Annotated in this window: 9 protein-coding genes; all 9 read right to left on the reverse strand. The window is 75.5% G+C overall.

Annotated elements, in window-relative coordinates:
• Positions 1-26 precede the first annotated feature (26 nt).
• Positions 27-1,574, reverse strand: coding sequence for an amino acid adenylation domain-containing protein (locus KVT45_RS30415; protein WP_217552328.1), 1,548 nt, complete (start codon positions 1,572-1,574; stop codon positions 27-29).
• Positions 1,567-3,198 (reverse strand): ABC transporter substrate-binding protein, encoded by a 1,632-nt coding sequence (locus KVT45_RS30420; RefSeq protein WP_217552329.1) that lies wholly within the window; start codon positions 3,196-3,198, stop codon positions 1,567-1,569. The genes KVT45_RS30415 and KVT45_RS30420 overlap by 8 nt, the downstream gene beginning before the upstream one ends.
• A 52-nt stretch (positions 3,199-3,250) precedes the next feature.
• Positions 3,251-4,312 (reverse strand): MupA/Atu3671 family FMN-dependent luciferase-like monooxygenase, encoded by a 1,062-nt coding sequence (locus tag KVT45_RS30425; RefSeq protein WP_217552330.1) that lies wholly within the window; start codon positions 4,310-4,312, stop codon positions 3,251-3,253.
• Between the two features lie 34 nt (positions 4,313-4,346).
• Positions 4,347-4,544, reverse strand: a complete 198-nt coding sequence (locus KVT45_RS30430; RefSeq protein WP_217552331.1) for an MbtH family NRPS accessory protein — start codon at positions 4,542-4,544, stop codon at positions 4,347-4,349.
• Complete coding sequence (locus KVT45_RS30435) at positions 4,544-5,875, reverse strand: MFS transporter (protein WP_217552332.1); 1,332 nt, start codon at positions 5,873-5,875, stop codon at positions 4,544-4,546. Before KVT45_RS30435 ends, KVT45_RS30430 begins: the two co-directional genes overlap by 1 nt.
• Before the next feature lie 67 nt (positions 5,876-5,942).
• Entirely contained in the window at positions 5,943-9,974 is a 4,032-nt protein-coding gene (locus tag KVT45_RS30440; protein ID WP_217552333.1) for a non-ribosomal peptide synthetase, read from the reverse strand.
• 52 nt (positions 9,975-10,026) lie between these two features.
• Positions 10,027-16,443, reverse strand: a complete 6,417-nt coding sequence (locus tag KVT45_RS30445; protein WP_217552334.1) for a non-ribosomal peptide synthetase — start codon at positions 16,441-16,443, stop codon at positions 10,027-10,029.
• Positions 16,440-19,880 (reverse strand): non-ribosomal peptide synthetase, encoded by a 3,441-nt coding sequence (locus tag KVT45_RS30450; RefSeq protein ID WP_217552335.1) that lies wholly within the window; start codon positions 19,878-19,880, stop codon positions 16,440-16,442. The genes KVT45_RS30445 and KVT45_RS30450 overlap by 4 nt, the downstream gene beginning before the upstream one ends.
• The gene (locus KVT45_RS30455) at positions 19,877-20,125 is read right to left on the reverse strand and encodes a phosphopantetheine-binding protein (protein WP_217552336.1); all 249 of its coding nucleotides are present in this window, start codon (positions 20,123-20,125) and stop codon (positions 19,877-19,879) included. Before KVT45_RS30455 ends, KVT45_RS30450 begins: the two co-directional genes overlap by 4 nt.
• Positions 20,126-20,570 lie beyond the last annotated feature (445 nt).

Below are 20,570 nucleotides of genomic sequence, written 5' to 3' on the forward strand. Positions count from 1 at the left end.
GGGGGGCCGCAACCCCGGCCGGTCCTTCAGCCGTGGGCTGACAGGATCCGGCCGACCGCGCGCCGGTCGATCTTCCGGTTGGCGTTCAGCGGGAACGCGTCGAGGTGCGTGAAGCCGCGCGGAAGCATGTAGGCGGGGAGGCGTCCGGCGAGGTGGGCGCGCAGGGCGAGGGGGTCCTGGGCGGTGCCGGTGTAGGCCGCCACCAGGGACGGTTCGGGCTCCCCGGCCGCCCGCACCACGGCCACCACCGCCTCGGCGACCCCGGCGGCCGTGCGCAGGGCGGCCTCGATGTCGCCGAGCTCGACGCGGTGGCCGCGGATCTTCACCTGCTGGTCGAGCCGGCCCAGGTGCAGCAGCGCGCCGTCCTCGCCGCGCCGTACCCGGTCGCCGGTGCGGTAGTACAGCTCCGCGCCGGGCGCGTCCCGGTCGTCGTGCAGCACGGCCCGGTCGCCGTCGAAGCGGACGAACCGGCCGGGGTTCTCGGCGGGGTCGAGATAGCCGGGGAAGCGCTGCGGGCCGCGCAGGCACAGCTCGCCCTCGTCCGCCTCGCGACCGTCGTCGTCCAGGACCAGGGCGTCGAGATGCGGGTAGGGCGTGCCGATGGGGACCGTGCCGTTGGCGGTGACCGGCCAGCGGGCGGGGTCGGCGGGCAGCCGGTACTGGGTGCAGGAGACGGTGAGCTCGGTGGGGCCGTAGAGGTTCTCCAGCACGCTGCCGGGGGCGGCCTCCCGCCAGGCGGCGGCCTGTTCCAGGGTGAGCGGCTCGCCGCCGAACAGGGTCCAGCGCAGCTCGGGCATGCTGTCCGGGGCCAGGTCGCGCAGCCGCCGGGCGTAGGTGATCACCGAGGGCACCGAGAACCAGTGGGTGACCCGGTGCTCGCGGATGAAGCGGGCGGGGCGGACCAGTTCGGAGCGGGCCGGTACGACGAGGGTCGCGCCGGTGCTCCAGGCGGTGAACATGTCCCAGGCCGTCGGGTCGAAGGTGAGGTCGAAGGTCTGCGAGACCCGGCTGCCGGGGCCGATGCCGTAACGGGCCGTCGCGTGGTCGAGCATCGCCGCCGCGTTCCGCTGGAGCACCGGGACGCCCTTGGGGGTGCCGGTGGAGCCCGAGGTGAAGACGATGTACGCCACCGCGTCGGGGCGCGGCCGGTACGGCGGAAGGTCCGCGACCCGGCCCTCCGTCTCCGTGAACGGCAGCACGGGGCAGGGGAAACCGGTGTGTTCCGCGTGTTCCGCGGCCTCCGGCTCCGCCAGCACCGCGTCCAGCCGGGCCGCCCGGGCGATCGCGGTCAGCCGGGCCGGGGCGACCTCCGGGCCCAGTGGCACGGCGGCCGCGCCCAGCCGCTGGGCGGCCAGGTAGGAGGCGTAGGCGGCGACGGTCCGGTTGGCCAGCACGCCGACGCGCTCCGGGCGCCGCCCGTCGAGGGCGCCGAGGATCCGGGCGGCGGTGTGCTCGGCGAGGCGGCGCAGCTCCGCGTAGCCGAGGACCCGGCCGCCGGTCTCCAGCGCGGCCGTCCCGGGGTGGGCGTCGGCGGACGCGGCGAACCGTTCGTAGAGGGTGCGCTGGTCAGCCACGGCCGGTGTCCTCCGGTGCGGGCGTCACGTACGCGTCGTAGTACACCGGCGTGCCGAGGAACGACGAGGTGAACACCCCGCCCACGCGCGGGCCGACGACCGCCAGGTACACATAGGAGAAGACCGGCACCAGCGGGACGTGCCGGGTCGTCAGGGTCTCGTCGAGGGCGGCCCACTCGGCGGCGGCGGGTTCGGCGGGCAGCGCGGAGATCCGGGCGATCTCGGCGTTGACGTCCGGGTCGTCGAGGTAGGTGTAGTCGGCGTTCCCGGTGGGGCGCAGGGTGCGGCCGTCGAAGCCGGTGAGCAGGGTGGCGGCGCCGGGCCAGTCGGCGGCCTGGCCCATCAGGTAGAGGTCGAAGTCGTGGCCGCGGGTGAGGACCGTCGTGTTGTGCCGGGGACGGTCGGTCTCCACCACCTCGACCGCGAGGCCCGCCGCCGCCAGGGAACGGGCGACCGCCCGGGCCCCCGCCGTGAAGTACGCGCCGTCGCGGCTGAGCAGCCGCAGCGTACGGCCGTCCCAGCCGTCCGGCAGGCCGCGCGGGCCGCCCGCGTGCGGGTCGGGATAGGGGCGGTGGCCGAGGGTGGCCGGGGAGAGGATGGTGTGGGTGATCTCGCCCTGCGTGGCGCCCGCCATCGCGTCGCGGACCGCCTCCTTGTCCAGGGCGCGGGCGATCTCCCGGCGGACCTCGACGTCCGTCACCCGGGCCGTGTTGATCGCCAGGTACCAGACCAGCGGGGTACGGTCGCGGCGCAGCCGGGCCCCGAGGTCCGGGGCGGCCAGCAGCTCCGCGGCGACCTCCTCGGGCGCGTTGTTCTCGGCGACGGCGAAGGCGTCCGGGCCCTCCCCCGCGTGGGCGCGCCGGTTCTGGGCGGCCGCGTCGACGCCGAGCTCGAACTCGATGCGGTCCGGGTGGTCGTGCCGTACGGCGTCGGTGGCCGGGTCCCAGTGCGGGTTGCGTTCGAGGACCAGGCGCTCGCCGGCGAGGTGTTCCGTGATGCGGTACGGCCCGGAGGCGAACGGTGCCTTGCCGTACGTCTCGCCGGTGTCGGTGTCGCGCGGGACCGGCACGGTGGTCACCAGGGCGGCGGCGAACGGCAGGTCGGGGCGCGGCTCGGGGAAGCGGAACACCAGGGTGCGCGCGCCGCGCACCTCCAGGCCCGGGACCGCACCGGGGCCGTCGGTGAAGGGGCCCGCGTAGGGGCCGTTCGCGGCCAGCCAGTCCTGGAGGTGGCGGGGGCCGCCGGCCAGGCTCTCCTCGAAGGAGCGGGCGATGCCGTGGGCCACGTCGGCGGCGGTGATCTCCCGGCCGTCCTCGTAGCGCAGGCCCGCCTTGAGGGTGAACTCCCAGGTGCGGCCGTCGCCGGCGACGTCCCGGCCGGGGTGCTCGGCGAGGTCGCCGACCAGCCGCCAGCCGCCCGCGCCGTCCTCGGCGAACATCGTCAGCGTGCGGAAGAGGAGGTGGCCGAGCGCGGTGGCCTGGAGGGTCTGGATGCGCTGCGGGTCCAGGTGGTCGTGGTCGCCGTCGCGCAGCACGCGCAGGGTGCCGCCGCGCACGGCGCCCGGCACCGGGCGGGCCGGCCCCCGCGAGTCGCGCGGGTCCCGGGCGATGGATGTCCTGCTCATGGTCGTGCTCCGATTCGTGCGGGCGGGGTGCTGCCGTCGGTGGCGGGCGCGGTCACGAGGACGCCTCACGCAGCGCGTTCAGGTGCTCCAGGCCGGACAGCACCGCGTCCTTGGCCACCCCGAAGTCGATCAGGCAGGCCAGTTCGTCGACGCCGGCCGCGCGGGCCCGCTCCACCACGGCCGACGCCTGCGCCACCGTCCCGAACAGTCCGCTGGTGCTGTAGTAGGTGTCGAAGGAGCGCCGGACCAGGAAGTCGATGTCGGACTCGCGGAGCTTGTCCGGGTCGAAGCCGGACAGGATGCTGCCCGCCGAGCGGGCGATGAGCCCGAAGGAGCTCTTCAGGTACGCGGTGAACGGCTCCCGGACCGTCGCCTTCACCTGCTCCGGGTCCTCGCCGAGGTAGGTGTGCAGCATCAGGGCGACATGGCCCGGCCAGCCGTCGTGGCCGGGGCGTTCGGCGAGCGCCTTGCGGTACAGGGCGATCTTCTCGGCGAGCTGGTCGAAGTCCTGGCCGAGCAGATGGGTGAGCACCCCGGCGCCCGCCGTGCCGGCCGCGCGGAACGTCTCCGGGCCGCCCGCGCTGGTCACCCAGACCGGCAGTTCGCGCTGGACGGGCGGCGGGAAGACGCGTACCTCGGCCGGGTTTCCGGCGCCGTCGGTGACAGCAAGGGGTTCGCCCCGCCACAGGGCGCGCACCTGCTCCACGGCGTCGATGACCGCGGTCTTGCGGCCCGCGTAGCCCTCCGGGCGCAGTGCGAAGTCGACGGCGTTCCAGCCGGAGGCCAGGGAGAGGCCCGCGCGGCCGCCGGAGAGGTTGTCGACGACCGACCACTCCTCGGCGATGCGCAGCGGGTGGTGCAGCGGGGCGACCACGCTGCCCGCGCGGATCGCGACCCGCTCGGTGACGGTGGCGACGGCGGCGCCGGTCACCGACGGGTTCGGGTAGAGCCCGCCGAACGGGTGGAAGTGGCGCTCGGGGGTCCATACGGCCGAAAAGCCGTGGGTGTCGGCGTACTTGGCGCCTTCGAGCAGCAGGTCGTAGCGGCCGCCGCCGCTCTCGCCGGCACTCTCGCCGACGCTGCCGTCGGCGAAGTAGAAGAGACTGAAGTCCATCGCGGGCCTCTCGGGACGGGTGGGTCGGTGGCGGTCAGCGCAGGCTGAGCGGGCGCAGGTCGGTCCAGACCGTGCCGATGTGCGCGAGGGCCTCCTCGCGGCTGCCCTCGAACCCGGTGGCACGCCACCCGGCGGGCAGGGGCAGCAGGGCGGGCCACACCGAGTACTGCTCCTCGTGGTTGACGACCACGAGATGGCGGGGCGCGGTGGTGTCGGCGTCGTGCTGGGTCATCAGGCTGCTGCTTCCTTGGTGTCGGACGTGTCGGAGGTGTCGGCCGTCAGCGGGGCCGGCAGGTCGTACCTGATCCGGGCCAGCGAGGACAGGCCCAGCGGGAGCAGGGCCGAGGACAGGCCGATGGCGGTGATCAGGACGGTGGCGCGCAGGCCGACCGCGCCGCCGAGGAAGCCGCCGAGGAGGGCGCCGACCGGGGCGATGCCCATGGCGACGAAGCGGTTGGTGGCGGCCACCCGGCCCTGCAGGGAGTCGGGGGTGAGGGTCTGCCGGATGCTGAGCACGGTGACGTTGTTGGCGACGCCGAACGACGCGAACAGGAAGTTGATCAGCATCAGGGTGCCGACGGCCAGGAGACCGGAGCCGTGCACGGCGGAGAGGCCGAGCATGACGAGGTTGGCGATCGCGGCGGTGGTCAGCATGGTGCGGCCGTAGCCGAAGCGCTGCGGCAGCCGACCCGCGAAGGCCGCGCCGACCAGGAAACCGGGGCCCAGCGCGGCCATCACCAGGCCGATCTCGCCCGCGGACAGACCCAGGGTGCGCGGCATGAACTGGACGAAGGCGACCTCCAGCGCCGTGAAGGACAGGTTGAAGATCGAGGCCATGATCGTCATGGCGCGCAGCGGCTCGTTGCCGAAGACGAACTTCAGGCCCGCCCACACCTCGCGCAGCGTCCCCGTCACGGAGGCGTCCCCGGCGTGCTCGGCCCGGTCCTCCTTGTGCCGGATGGTGGTGATGGTCAGCGCGGAGACCAGGTACGACACGGCGCCGGCCAGCACCGCGACCGGCGCGGTCAGCCACTGCACCAGCACCCCGCCGAGCGCGGGCCCGCCGATGGTGGCGGCGGACTGGCTGGCGCCGAGCGCCGAGTTGCCGGCGGTGAGCTGGTCGCGCTCCACCAGCCGGGGCAGATAGGCCTGCCCGGCCACGTCGAACAGCACGCTGCCGCAGCCGGCGAAGAAGCCGAGCACGTACAGCCAGCCGATGCCGAGCCGGTCGGTCCAGTACAGGACGGGCACGACCGACAGCACGAGGGCGCGGCCCAGGTCGGTGGCGATGAGGATGTTCTTGCGCCGGACCCGGTCCACGAGCACGCCCGCGAACAACGAGACCAGCAGGTACGGCAGTTTGACCACCGAGGTGAGCAGGCCGACCTGGGCCGAGCTGGCGGCCAGGGCCAGCACCGCGACCAGGGGCAGCGCGAGTTCGCTGATCTGGGCGGCGAACAGGGAGGCGGTCTGCCCGGTCCACAGCCGGGTGAAGTCGGCGTTGCGCCAGACGCTGGGGGCGGGCGGGGCGGCGGCTTCCCCGACGGTCGCGGCGTCGCTCATGAGGTGCTCCTACAAAGGGGGTTGGTCCCACACAGGTGGGTTGGTCCCACACAGGTGGGTGGGGGGATCAGGACTCGGCGAGGACGCCGCGCGGGCGGCCGGCGGCCGCGTCCTGCAGGCGGCGCGCGACCTGGGGGACGTTGGGCTGTTCGAGCATGCTGAAGTGGTTGCCGGGCGACTCGTCGACCAGGAGGGTGCCGCCGACCCGCGGCTGCCAGCCCATGTGCCAGCCCTCGAACAGCTCGGTCTCGGCGCGGATCAGCACCGCGTCGCCGCGCAGCGGCTCGCGCGGGGTGTCGCGGTAGGCGAGCAGGGCGCGGGCGTGCCGGGTGTACAGCTGGACCAGCCGGCGCAGGTCCTCCACCGAGCGGGCGTCGGCCCGTTCGTCGCTGGTGCCCTGGGTGAGCCGGACGACGTGGGCGAGGCGGGCCTCGGGGTCGAGGGCCTCCAGTTCGGCCTCGGTGACGTCGAGCCGGCCGGCGAAGGCGCCGAGGATGGCGGCGGACTCGCTGGTGGCGTAGCGCGGCGGGACCGGGTCGTCGATGCTGGCGCTGATGATCGTCAGCATGCCGACCTCCTCGCCGGCGGCCTCCAGCTGGCGGGCCATCTCGTAGGAGACCATGCCGCCCATGCACCAGCCGCCCAGGAAGTACGGGCCCTCGGGCTGGATCGCGCGCACCTCGGAGAGGTACAGCGCGGCGATCTCCTCGACGCTGTCCGGACGGGGCACCTCGGGGCCCGCGTACTCCGGCGCCTGGAACGCGTACAGCGGGCGGTCCGGGTCGAGGACGTCGACGAGTTCGGAGTAGCAGAAGACGCTGCCGCCCAGCGGGTGCACCAGGAAGAACGGGGACTCGGTGCCGGTCGAGCGCAGCGGCACCAGCGTGGACGCGGCCTGCTGCCGCTCGCCGCTGACGATCTCCGCGAGCCGCTCGATCGTGCCGCCCTCGAACAGCGCGGCCACCGGCACCTCGACGTCGGTGATGTCGGGCAGCCGCATGATCACGCGGAGCGCGGAGATGGAGTTGCCGCCGAGGTCGAGGAAGGCGTCGGTGACGCCGGCCTCCGGGACGCCGAGGACGTCCCGCCAGATCGCCGCGATGGCCTCCTCGGTGGGGGTGCGGGGGGCGACGAAGGCACCGGCGGTGGTCTCCTCGCGGCCGGGGGCGGGCAGGGCGAGCCGGTCGACCTTGCCGTTGGGGGTGAGCGGGAAGGCGTCCAGGACCACGAAGGCGCTGGGCACCATGTACTCGGGCAGGGCGGCGGCGGCCAGTTCGCGCAGTTCGGCCGCGCTCGGGACGGTGTCGCCCTCGGGGGTCTCGGGAGTCTCGGGGGTCTCGGGGGTGAGGTAGGCGGCGAGGCGGGCGTCGCCGGGCTGGTCGTGCCGGGCCATGACCACCACCCGGCCGACGCCCGGATGCCGGGAGAGCACGGTCTCGATCTCGCCGAGTTCGATGCGGAAGCCGCGCACCTTCACCTGGTGGTCGGAGCGGCCGAGGAACTCCAGGCGGCCGTCGGGCAGCCACCGGGCCACGTCACCGGTGCGGTACATCCGGGCGCCCGCCGGGCCGCCGTACGGGTCGGGCACGAAGCGGTCGGCGGTCAGGTCGCCGCGCCGGGAGTAGCCGCGGGCCAGCCCGTCACCGGCGATGTAGAGGTCGCCGGGGACGCCGTCGGGGACCGGGGCGAAGGCGGCGTCGAGGACGTACACACGGGTGTTGGCGATCGGGCGGCCCAGGGTGACCGGCTCGCCGGGGAGCACCCGGTCCAGGGCGGACCAGATGGTGGTCTCGGTGGGCCCGTAGGCGTTCCACACCACCGGGAAGCGGGAGGTCAGCTCCTGCGCGAGGTCCTCGGGCAGCGCCTCGCCGCCGGAGATCACCCGCAGCCGCTCGTCGCCGCCGAGCCCTGCCTCCACCAGCAGCCGCCAGCTGGACGGGGTGGCCTGCACGACGGTCGCGCCGGACCGCTCGACCGCCGCCCGCAGCCGGGGCCCGTCCACCGCGATGTCCGGGGCGACGATCAGCTCGGCGCCGGCCAGCAGCGGCAGGTACACCTCCAGGGCGGCGATGTCGAACGACAGCGAGGTGACCGCCAGCAGCCGGTCCTCCTCGGTCAGTTCGAGGTCGCGGCCGAAGGACAGCAGCAGGTTGAGCAGGGCCCGGTGCGGGATCTGCACGCCCTTGGGGCGGCCGGTGGAGCCCGAGGTGTAGATCGTGTACGCCAGATGCTCCGGCCCGGCCTGCGGCAGCGGGTCGGTCTCCGGCCGGTCCGCGGCGACCGTACGGTCCACCTCGACGACGGCGGTGCCCTCGGGCACGGCGGGCGGGGCGAGCCCGGCACCGGTCAGCAGGACCGGCACCCGGGCGTCGTCGAGCATGTACTCAAGGCGCTCGCGCGGATACCCGGGGTCCAGCGGGACGTACGCGCCGCCCGCCTTCAGCACCGCGACCAGGGCCACGACCAGCTCGGCCGAGCGCTCCAGGTGGACGCCGACCAGCGTGTCCGGGCCGACGCCGAGCCCGCGCAGCTCGTGGGCGAGCCGGTTGGCCCAGGCGTTGAACTCGCCGTAGCTCAGGGTGGTGTCGCCGAAGCGTACGGCGGTGCGGTCCGGGTGCTTGGCGGCCCGCTCGGCGAGCAGCTCGGGCAGGGTGCGGTCGAGGTCCCAGCCGGCCGCGGTGTCGTTCCACTCGGTGAAGAGCAGGTCCAGGTCGGCGGCGCCGAGCAGCGGGGTGGCGTGCACGGCCGCGTGCGGGTCGGCGACCAGCGCGGCCAGCGCGCCCGCGTAGTAGCCGCCGACGGTGTCGATCCAGGCCGCGGTGAACTCGGCGGCGTCGTGGTTGATCCGCAGCCGGACCTCGCCGGTGACCGGGTCGGTGCCGAAGTTCGCGGTGAACGGGAAGTTGGTCTGCTCGAAGAACTCGCCGCCGGTGACCGCGAGGTGCTCCAGCTCCATGTCGTAGCTGCGGAAGCTGCGGTGGTCGACGACCGTCTCGAAGAACCCCGGGCGGCGCTGGTCCTGGAGCATCTGCGCCATCGGGTAGCGGCGGTGCGGCAGCGCCCCGCTCTCCGCGGCGTGCACGCGCCGGGCCAGCCCGGCCCAGGTGGTGCCGGTGACGTCGACGACCAGCGGGAGGGTGTTGAGGAACAGGCCGACGACCTGGTCGCCGTCGGCGGTCTCCGGGCGGCCGTTGCCGACCAGGCCGGTGACGATCCGGCTCTGCCCGGACAGCAGGGACAGCACGCGGGCGTGGGCGGCGAACATCACCGACTTCACCGGCACCCGCGCCTCGGCGGCCACCGCGCGCAGCTTCTCCCCGAGCCCCGCGGGCAGCGGCACCTCGTGCACCCGGGCCTCGCGTACGGCGGCGAGCTCCGGGTCCGCGCGCCGGGGCAGCCCGGTGAAGTCGGTGTCCGCCAGCACGTCCGCCCAGTACGCGCGGGACTCCGCGCTGGCCAGCGCCTCCTGTTCCAGGGCCAGGAAGTCGCGGAACCGGGTGACCGGGGCGGTCGCCGGGTCGGGGCGGCCGGCCAGCCGGGCGTCGTAGCCGGTGATCAGCTGGGAGGTGACGAGGGACAGGCTCCAGCCGTCCAGGACCGCGTGGTGGAAGCTGAGGTTGAGCCGGAAGTCGTCGTCGGCGAAGACGTGCACGTGCAGGGTGAGCAGCGGGGCCCGGGTCAGGGTGAACGGCGTCGCCTTCTCCCGCTCGGTCCAGGCGGCCACCCGCCGCTCCTGCTCCGCCGGGTCGAGGCCGCGCAGGTCATCCACGGTCAGCGGGGTCGCCACGGCCGCGTGCACCAGCTGCATCGGTGTGCTGAACCGGGTCAGGTCGAAGGAGCTGCGCAGGATGTCGGAGCGTGCGATCACCCCGGCGAGGGCGGCGCGCAGCGCGGCCTCGTCGAACCGGCCGGACAGCCGGACGGCGGAGATGTCGTGGTAGGTGGGGGTGTTGCCGTCGGCGTGGCTGTGGAACAGCATGCCGGACTGCAGGAGGGTCAGCGGATAGGCGTCGATGATCTCGGCGGTCTCGGTGCGGTCGGCAATCTCAGTGCTGACCGCGGTGTCGGTGCTGACGGCGATGTCGTCGTGGGACGGCACGGGGTTCCTTCCGGAGTGCGTCTGGGGAGCCGGGGCGAGGGCGGGCCGGGGGTCAGGCCCTGAGGCGGGCGAGGTCCTCCGGGGAGAGCAGGCCGAACGCGGCGACCTCCCGGCGGGCGGGTCCGTCGGCGGGATCCCCGGCGGGCCCGGTGTGCTCGGCCAGCCAGCGGGCGAGGGTCTCGACGGTCTGCGCGGCGAACAGCCGCTGGAGCGGGATCTCGTGACCGGCCTCGCGGGCCAGGCCGACGATCCGGACGGCGTGCATCGAGTCGCCGCCGATCTCGAAGAAGTTGTCCCGGGTGCCGACCCGGTCGAGGCCGAGGACGCGCTGCCACAGCCCGGCCAGCAGCTCCTCCTGAGGGGTCGCCGGGGCGATGTGCCCGCCGGCCGTGCCCGCCCCGCGGTCCGGGGCGGGCAGGGCCTTGCGGTCGACCTTGCCGTTGGGACTGAGCGGCAGCGCCTCCAGGACGACGAAGGCGCTGGGCACCATGTGCTCGGGAAGCCGCTCGGCGAGGGCGGCCCGCAGGTCGCCCGCGGAAGGACTGCGGCTCGTCGTCAGATACGCCACGATCCGCCGGTCCCCGGGCCGGTCCTCGCGGACCACCGCGACCGCCTGGGCGACCGTCTCCAGGTCCAGCAGCGCCGCCTCGATCTCACCGAGTTCGATACGGAAGCCGCGCACCTTCACCTGGTGGTCGGTCCGGCCGAGGTACTCCACGTACCCGTCGGCGTGCCAGCGGGCCAGGTCCCCGGTGCGGTAGAGGCGGGCGCCGGGCGAGCCGCCGTACGGGTCGGGCACGAAGCGGTCGGCGGTCAGTTCGGGCCGCCCGCCGTAGCCGCGGGCCAGCTGCACCCCGCCCAGGTACAGCTCGCCGGGCACGCCGACGGGGGCGGGCCTGAGCAGGGCGTCGAGGACATAGGCGCGGGTGTTGGCGATGGGGGTGCCGATGGGCACGGCCGCGCCGGTCCAGCCGGGGCGGGACGTCCAGCGGGTGACGTCGACGGACGCCTCGGTGGGGCCGTACAGGTTCTCCAGGGAGGCCCCGGGCAGCGCCCGGTGGAAGCGGCGGGCCAGGTCCGCCGGGAGCGCCTCGCCGCTGCACACCACCAGGCGCAGCGAGCCGCAGTCGGCGGCCCGGCCGGCCGCGAGGAACGTGTCCAGCATGGGCGGCACGAAGTGGCAGACGGTGACCCGCTCGTCCCGCACCAGGGCGGCGAGGTGCTCGGGGTCGCGGTGCCCGCCGGGCTCGGCCAGGACCAGCCGGGCGCCGGTGAGCAGCGGCCAGAACAGCTCCCACACCGACACGTCGAAGCTGATCGGCGTCTTCTGGAGCACGGTGTCCGCGCCGGTCAGCCGGTACGCGTCCTGCATCCAGCGCAGCCGGTTGACGATCCCCCGGTGCGGCACCTGCACGCCCTTCGGGCGGCCGGTGGAGCCGGAGGTGTAGATCACGTACGCCAGGTGGTCCGGCCCGGCGGCCGGTGCGGGCTCGGTGCCGGGGAAGCCGTCCCCGGCCCGTTCGTCCACGGCGACGACGGTGACGCCGTCGGCGGCGAGTGCCTCGCCCCCGCCGGGGTGGACGAGCAGCACCGGGACCCGGGCGTCGGCGAGCATGAACGCCAGCCGCTCGTGCGGGTATCCGGTGTCCAGCGGCAGGTAGGCGCCGCCCGCCTTGAGCACCGCGAGCAGGGCCACCATCAGCTCCGGCGAGCGGTCCAGGTGGACGCCGACCACGGTGTCGGGGCCGACGCCGAGGCTCCGCAGCCGGTGCGCGAGCGCGTTGGCGCGGGCGTGCAGTCCGGCGTACGTCAGCTCGCGGTCCGCGAACCGTACGGCGGCCGCGTCCGCGTGCCGGCCGGCGGCTTCGGCGAGCAGCCCGGTCAGGGTGTCGCCGGCCGGACGGTCCACGGCGGTGTCGTTCCAGACGTCCAGGAGCCGGGCGCGCTCGGCGGCGCCCAGCGGGTCGATGCCGGAGAGCGCGGCGGACGGGTCGGCGGCGACGGCGGTGAGCACATTGGTGAAGTGCTCGGCGAACCGCTCCACGGTGGCGGTGTCGAACAGCTCCACGTCGTGGTCGAGCCAGCCGATCAGCTCCCGGCCGGTGTCGATCATCCGCAGGTTGAGGTCGAACTGGCTGTTGGCGACGGACACGTCCACCAGCTCGCCGGTGATGCCCGGCGCGTCGAAGGTGCCCAGCTCCACGTTCTGGAGGGCGAACAGCACCTGCACCAGCGGGCCGCGGGACAGGTCCCGCTCCGGGGCCAGCTCGCCCACCAGACGCCCGAACGGAACCCGCTGGTGGGCGAAGGCCGCCAGGGCGCTGTCCCGGACCCGGCCGAGGAGTGCGCCGAAGGCGGGGTCGCCGTCCAGGTCGACGCGGAGCGGCAGGGTGTTGAGGAAGCAGCCGGGCAGGTCCTCGAACTCGGCGCGCGGCCGGTTGGCGACGGGCGTGCCGACCAGCAGCCGTTCCTGCCCGCTCCAGCGGGACAGCACGACGGCGTAGGCCGACAGCAGGGTCATGAACAGGGTCGAGCCGTGGGCGAGGGAGAGCTCGCGCAGTGCGGCCGAGGTGGCCGCGTCCACGGTGATCCGGCGCCGGGCGCCCCGGTGGGCGCTCACGGCCGGGCGCGGCCGGTCGGTGGGCAGCTCCAGCACCCGCGGGGCGCCGTCGAGATGCCCGCGCCACCACGCCACCAGCCCGTCGAGCACCGGCCCGGCCAGGTCCGCGCGCTCCCAGCGGGCCACGTCGGCGAACTGAAGTGCGGGCTCGGGCAGTTCGTCCCGGCGGTCGGCGTACGCGGCCGACAGCTCGCGCAGCAGCACCCCGAACGACCAGCCGTCGAACACGATGTGATGCACCGTCAGTGCCAGCAGGTGGTCTCCGTCGCCGATCCGCAGCAGCGCCACCCGCAGCAGCGGGCCGCGCGTGAGGTCGAACGGCTCCCGGACGCTGTCCATCGCGGCGGCGAGCGCGGCCGTCTCGGGGTCGGGGCGGTCCGACAGGTCCGTGGTGCGTACGACGGCCCGGGCGCCGGGGACGGCCCGCTGGTGCGGGCCGCCGTCCGGGCCGGTCCCGAAGACGGTGCGCAGGACGGTGTGCCGGTCGGTCACCGTGTCCACGGCCCGTTGCAGCGCCGCCGGCTCCAGCGGACCGCGCAGCCGCAGCACGACGGGCATGTTGTAGGCCGCGTCGCCGGGGCGTACCTGCTCCTCCAGCCACAGGCGTTCCTGGGTCCAGGACAGCGGCGCGGGCTCCGCGGGGTCGGTGCGCGGGATGTCCGGGTGCGGGGCCGGGGCCGTCTCCTCCAGGAGGGCGGCCAGTCCGGCGACGGTCGGACGGGCGAACAGGTCCTGGAGGGTGAGCCGTTCGGCGGCGGCACCGGGGAACTCGCGCCGGATCCGGGCCAGCAGCCGGGTCAGCAGCAGGGAGTGGCCGCCGAGCGCGAAGAAGTCGTCGCCGGCGCCCACGCGTTCGCGGCGCAGCAGCACCCGCCACTGCTCGGCCAGCCGTTCCTGCACCGGCCCGTCGGGGGCGACATAGCCGCCGGTGGCGGCCTCGGCGCGGTGCTCCAGGGCGCGCAGGGCGTCCCGGTCGACCTTCCGGTTGACGGTCAGCGGCAGGGCGTCGAGGACGGCGTACGCGGACGGCACCAGGTGGCCGGGCAGCCGCCGGGCCAGCGCGGCGCGCACCTCGGCGAGGTCCGGGGCCGCGCCGCCGGTGGCGAGGAAGGCCACCAGGCGGTGGTCGCCGTCGCCGTCCGGCACCGCCAGGACGGCGCTCTGCCGGATCCCGGGCAGCGCGTCGAGCGCGGCCTCGGCCTCGGCGGGCTCCACCCGGTGGCCGCGTACCTTGGCCTGCCGGTCGGCGCGCCCGAGATGGTCCAGCAGCCCGTCGGGACGCAGCCGGGCGAGGTCCCCGGTGCGGTAGAGGCGGGCGCCGGGCGAGCCGCCGTAAACGCCGGAGAACGGGTCGGGGACGAAACCGGAGGCCTCCTCGTCGTCGCCGGACTCGGCGTACCGGGCCAGGTACGGCGTGCGGACGACGAGTTCGCCGATCTCCCCGATCCCGGCCGGCCGGTCGCCCGCGAGGAGCAGCAGCTGGACGCCCTCGATGCCCGGACCGAGCGGCACCGGCCCGGCGGGGATCGCGTCGGCGGGCGTACCCGCGCGGTGGGCGAGGTGGACGGAGACCGCCTGCGGGGTCTCGGTGGCGCCGTACAGGTTCAGCAGGTCGGCGCCGGGGGCCAGCCGGGCCCAGGCGCGCAGGGTGCGGCCGGTCAGGGTGTCGCCGCCGAAGCCGGCCAGCCGCAGCGCGGGCCAGCCGGCCGTGCCGTCCGCCTGGCCGGCGAGGGCGCGGGCGAGGGCCGGGGTGAGGTGGGCGACGGTCGGCGCGGCGTCGGCGAGCCAGCCGGCGAGGGCGGCGGTGTCGCGGACGTCCGCGTCGGGGAAGACGGCGGCGCCGCCCGCCCACAGCGGGGCGAGGACGTCCCGCAGGAACGGGTCGTGGCCGAGCCCGGACAGCACGGCGAACCGGTCGTCAGGACCGAGGTCGAAGGTGCGCGTGTACCAGTCGAGGAAGTGCGTGAGCGGCCGGTGCGTGCCCGTGACCCGGCGGGGCCGGCCGGTGGTGCCCGAGGTGAAGGCGACGTAGGCGTCGGCGTCGGCGTCGGGTGCGGCGACGGGCGCGCCGTCGGGCAGTCCGGCCAGGGCCCGGTCGAGCCCCTCGCCGGGCTCGATGCGCAGCACCGGTCCGGTGACGAAGCCGGGCAGCGGCAGGCCGGGGGCGCAGGAGAGCCAGGCCCGGGGCGCGAGGGCCTCGGCGCGGGCGCGCAGGGCGTCGTCGGGGTGGTCCGCGTCCAGCACGGCGAAGACCGCGCCCGCCTTGACGGCGGCCAGGATGCCGAGGACGACGGCGGGGTGCCGTACGGCGTGCAGGGCGAGCACGTCGCCGGGCCGGATGCCGCGTTCGTGCAGCAGCCGGGCCAGCCGGTCGGTGGTCCGCTCGGTCTCCGCGTACGACCAGACGCGGTCGCCGGCGATCAGGGCGGGGGCGTCCGGGGTCGCCGCGGCGTGCTTGGCGAGCCGGTCGGCGAGCGGCTCGGGCCGGGCGGGCACGAGGTCGGCGGCGGGGTCGGGCAGCAGGGCGGCGGACCGGGCGGTCGCCAGGTCGAAGTCCCGTACCGCGCGGGCGGGTTCGGCCGCCGCCTGGGCGAGTACGGCGTCCAGCTGGCGCAGCAGGTCCTCGACCCGGCCGGCGTCGAAGAGGGCGGCGTCGTACACCGCCTCCAGCGTGTAGCCGCCGTCGGACCGGGCACCGGCGTACAGGGTGAGGTCGAACTTGTTGTCGATGTCCCCGAACGGCAGCTGTTCCACCGTGCAGCCGCGCAGGGCGGGGGCGCCGACCGGCGGCAGCATGTTGAAGAAGACCTGGACCAGCCGTCCCCGGGACAGGTCGCGCTCGGGCGCCAGGTCCGCGACCAGCCTGCCGAACGGCACCCGTTGCCGGGCGAAGGCCTCCAGCGCGTCGTCGCGGACCCGGCCGAGGAGTTCGGCGAACGCCGGGTCGCCCGCCGTGTCCACCTTCAGGGGCAGGGTGTTGAGGAAGCAGCCGACCAGGTCGCGGCCGCCGGGACCGCGGGTGGACGCCGGGGTCCCGACGACCATCCGCTCCTGCCCGCTGTGCCGGGCGAGCACCACGCCGAACGCGGCGAGCAGGGCCATGAACGGGGTCGCCTCGTGGGACCGCGCCAGCTCGCGCACGGTCGCCCCGGCCGCCGCGTCCAGCTCCGCCCGGACGCGGGCGCCGTGCGAGCCGCGTACGGCGGGACGCGGGCGGTCGGCGGGCAGCTCCAGCACCCGGGGCACCCCGTCGAGATGCCCGCGCCACCACGCCACCAGCGCGTCGGCCCCCGCCTCGCCGAGCCGCTCGCGCTCGGCCCGCACGGTCTCGGCGAAGCCGCTCCGCAGCGGCCTGAGTTCCGTGTCCGCCCCGGCGTACAGCGCGGACAGCTCGTCGAAGAGGACCGCGAACGACTGTCCGTCCGCGACCAGGTGATGGGCCGACAGCAGAAGCAGCCGCGCGTCGTCGGCGTACCGGACCGCCAGGACCCGCAGCAGCGGGCCGTGGGCCAGGTCGAACGGCTCGCGCACCGCCCTGCGCAGCGCCGCGTGCGCCGCCGCCTCCGGATCGGCGGACCCGCGCACGTCCTGGGTGCGGACGGGCACGGTCACCGCGTCCAGCACCCGCTGCCGGGGCTCCCCGTCCGCGGTGCCGAAGACGGTGTGCAGGGCGTCGTGCCGGGCCACCAGGGCGTCCACGGCGGCCTGCAGCGCGGCGAGGTCGAGAGGTCCGCGCACCCGCAGGATCACCGGCATGTGGTAGGCGGTGTCGCCCGGCCGCAACTGCTCCTCGAACCAGATCCGCTCCTGCGTCCAGGACAGCGGGTGGGAGGGCGGGTGGTCGGTCATGTGGGGTCCCCCAGGGAGTCGGTGCGGCCGGTGAGGTCGGCCAGGCCCACGGTGAACAGGGCTGCGGTCTCGGCGAGTGCGGCAGGGCTCAGCAGGCCCTCGGGCGCGGTGACGGCGCCGGCGAAGGACCGGCCGTCGTCCCAGAGTTCGCACGTCAGCTCGGTCTGGCAGCCGAGTGCGGGCGCGGGCAGCGGCGCGAACCGGACGCCGTCCGCCTCGGCGGGGTCCGCGACGCGCTGCAGCACCAGCAGGTTCTGGTAGAGCGGGGCGCGGCCCGGCGCCGGGCGGGGGGCCAGCGCGGCGACCTCGTCGGTGCCGAGGGCGGTGTGCGCGAGGACCTCCAGGAGCCGGTCGCGGACCAGCCCCAGCAGGGCCGGGCCGTCCAGGGCCGGGTCGGCGGCGATCCGTACGGGCAGGCCGTTGGCGAAGTAGCCGACGGTGCGTTCGTGGACGGCGTCGCGGTCCTCCACGACGGTGCCGACGGCGAGGTCCTCCCGCCCGGTGACCTTGGCCAGCGCCCGCCACCAGGCGGCGAGCAGCGGTACCAGCACCGGGTACCGCTCCCGGGCGGCGAACTCCCGCAGCCGGGCGGTGGTGTCCGGCCCGAGGTCGAGCCGGTGGGCGACGGCGGGCCGCGTCCACACGTCCCGCATCCCGAGCGTCGCGCCGCCGGGCCACTCCGGCGCGGTGAGCCCGGCGAGCCGCCCGCGCCAGAACTCGCGGGCCGCCCCGGCACCGGGCCGCGGCCCGCCGACGGGCGGCGCGGGTGCGGGCCGCGGGGCGCGGCCGGCGTACGCGGCGGCGAGGTCGGCCACGAGGATCTCCTCGGACCGGGCGTCGTACACGATGTGGTGGACGGCGAGCAGCAGGAGCCGCCGCCCGGCCGACGCCCGGCCGAGGACGCCGGCGGCGAACAGGGGGCCGGTGCCGAGGTCGCCGACCCGGGCGACGAGTTCCCGGGTGAGGGCCTGCTCGGTACCGGCGCGGACGAGCAGCGGGGGCGGGGGCGGGGCCTCGGCGGTGTGCCGGCGCGGGCGGCCCCCGTCCCGGGGGAACGTGGTGCGCAGGGCCGGGTGGGCGGCGGCGACCGCGGCCAGGGCCTGCCGCAGCCGGTCCGGGTCCAGCGGGCCGGTGACCTCGATCCGGCTGACCGCGACCTGGCCGGGGGCGGCAGGCGCGAGCCGGGAGGCCAGCCAGAAGCGGCGTTCGCCGGGGGAGAGACCGGCGGGGTCACCGGAGGCGGTGCCACCCACCGAACCGGCCGGGTCGGGGCCACCCATCGGGTGGCCGGAGCCGGGGCCACCCATCGGGTGGCCGGAGCCGGAGTCACCCATCGGGTGGCCGGAGCCGAGGTCAATAGTGGGGTCGGCCGAGCGGGTGCCGCTCGCCGAACCGGCCGGGTCGCCGGAGCCGGAGCCGGTGCCGGTGCCGCCCGTCGGTTTCCCCGGCCGGCGTGCCGCCGCGATCTCCGCCAGGGCGGCCACACTGGGGTGTTCGTACACGTCGCGGGCCGAGAGCCGTACGCCGAACAGCCTCGACAGCCGGGCGGCGATCCGCAGCACGTGCAGCGAACTCGCGCCGGAGGCCAGCAGGTCGGAGCCGGAGCCCAGTCCGGGCGCCGCCAGCACGGCCCGCGCCTCCCGCAGGGCAGGGGGCACATCCGAGCCGTCGGACGCCCCGACACCCCCGGTAACCCCGGCGACCCCGACACCCCCGGTGACCCCGGCTGCCCCGATGCCCCCCGTGACCCCGGCAGCCTCCGCCACCCCGGCCACCTGCGCGGCCCCGACGATCCCGACGGCCTCCGCCACCTCGGCAGTCCCAGCCACTCCGGCCACCCCGGCGGCCCCCGGCGGCCCGGCATCCGCCGCCGCCCGCTCCCGTACCCACGTCTCCACCGCCCGCAGGTCCGCCTTCCCGGTCGGTCCCAGGGGCACCGGATGCAGGTGGAGGAAGCGGTCGGGGCGCAGGTAGGCCGGGAGGGCTTCCGCGGTCTGTGCCCGGAGGGTGTCCTCGGCGACGGGCGCCGCGTCCTCCGTGGTGTACGCGCAGGCCGTCGACGTGACCGTGGTCCGTTCGTCCCGCAGCGGCACCAGGAAGGCGTGCCGGATGCCGGGCAGCGCGCAGATCCGGCGTTCCACCTCGCCGGGCTCCACGCGGTGGCCGCGGATCTTGAACTGGCGGTCGGCCCGGCCGACGTACGACAGCCGGTCCTCGTCGTCCATCCGGACCCGGTCCCCGGTGGCGTACGCACGCAGCGTGCCGTGGCCCGGGACGGCGACCCGGGTGAACCTGCGGGCGTCCTCCTCCGGCCGGTCGAGGTAGCCGAGGGCGAGTCCGTCGCCCGCCACCCACAGTTCGCCCTCGGTGCCGCGGGCCACGGGGCGCAGGTTCTCGGGGTCGAGGACGGCGAGCACGGTGCCGCGGACCGGGCGGCCGACCGGGATGCCGGAGGGGGCGGCGGTGTCGGCGGGCCGGACGTCGTGCGCGCTGACGAAGACCATGGACTCGACGGGCCCGTAGCCGTTGGTGACGCGCAGGCCGGGGTGGCGGTCGAGGAGGGCCGCGATATGTGGCGGGGAGAGCCGTTCGCCGCCGCAGAGCAGGTGCCGTATCCCGGTGAAGGCGTCCGGGTCCTCGTCGACGATCAGGTTGACCAGGGAGCTGGTGAGCCAGAGCGTCTCGACGCCGTCCTCGGTGACCAGGGCCCGCAGTCCGTCGGGGGTGATCAGCGGCTCGTCGGGGGTCACGCAGGAGCCGCCGTTCATCAGCGGCCCGAACACCTCCAGCGCGCCGGCGTCCCAGTAGGGCGCGGCGAGCAGCGGCATGACCGTGGAGGGCCCGAACGCGGCGTATCCGCCGTCCACGAAGGTGCGGACGAAGGCCCGGTGCGGCAGGACGACACCCTTGGGGCGGCCGGTCGAGCCGGAGGTGAAGAAGACGCAGGCGGGGTCGTCCGCGCCGACGGTCGGCAGACCGGTGTCCGGTGCCGCCGGCCGGGCGGCGGGGTCCGGCAGCGGTACGGCCCGGGTCCCCGCCGGGAGCCGGACGGTACCGCCGGTGGCGTCGAGGACGACGTGTGCGCCGAGGTCGTCGATCACCTCGCGCAGCCGCCGGGCGGGCCAGTCCGGGTCGACGGCCGCGTAGGCGGCCCCCGCCAGCAGCACGCCGAGCGCGGCGATGACGAACTCCCCGCCGGCCCGGGCGGCCACGGGTACGAAGCCGCGGGCCGGGACGCCCGAGGCGACGAGCAGGTCGCGTACCGCGCGGGCCCGTGCCACCAGTTCGGCGTAGGTCAGGCGGGCACCGCCCGGTCCGCGCAGCGCGGTGGCGCGCGGGGACCGGGCGGCCTGCCGCAGTACCGCCTCGTGGGCGGTGGCACCGGCCGGGACGGGCCGCCCCGGGCCGGCGGCGACCGAAGGACGCGGGCCCGTCATGACAGCCGGGGCGCCGTGCCGAGCACTTCCGCCAATTCGACGGGGGTCGACCGGAGTACGGCGGTGAAGTCGGCCTCGATTCCCCAGACTTCCGCGGCGCGCTCGACCACGAGTACCGCGTGGAAGGAGTCGCCGCCCTGCGCCAGGAAAGTCAGATCGTCGCGGATTTCGGTACCCAGGATCTCGGCGAGAAGCCGCCGGACGCTTTCCGCGGTGATTTCCCGGGTGACATCGAGATGACTCATATCGTTTTCTCCACTGCTCAGCGGGCCGGGCCGGACTAACGGATTCCTAGCTCCAGCCGCTGTCGCCGAGCGGTTCGACGGCGGCGGACCGCGCGTTTTCGGCCACCGCGGCCGCGGGAGCACTGTGTGCACCCGGCGCGGCGGCCGCCTGCGCACCACCGAGGAGCCCGCCCGCAACCAGGAGAGCAAAAGCGACAGACCTGTACTTCTTCACGGAAATATCCCCCGGACTTGAGACGCTGTGTGATCGGCCGACCGCATGGGCAGCCGCTTCACGATGTTGTAATCCCGTCTCCATGGCCGTCCAGGGAGGTCGGCGCGCATGATGTTGCGAACAGGAAACTGCAGGGGGGAAGAATTGGACAAAATCCTGGAAACCGACCCTTCGCTGCTTCTCCAGGGACTCGCGCCGGACCACATACGGCTTTATCACTGGGGGGCCACC

The organism is Streptomyces sp. GbtcB6 (assembly GCF_019091475.1).
GTDB lineage: Bacteria > Actinomycetota > Actinomycetes > Streptomycetales > Streptomycetaceae > Streptomyces > Streptomyces hyaluromycini.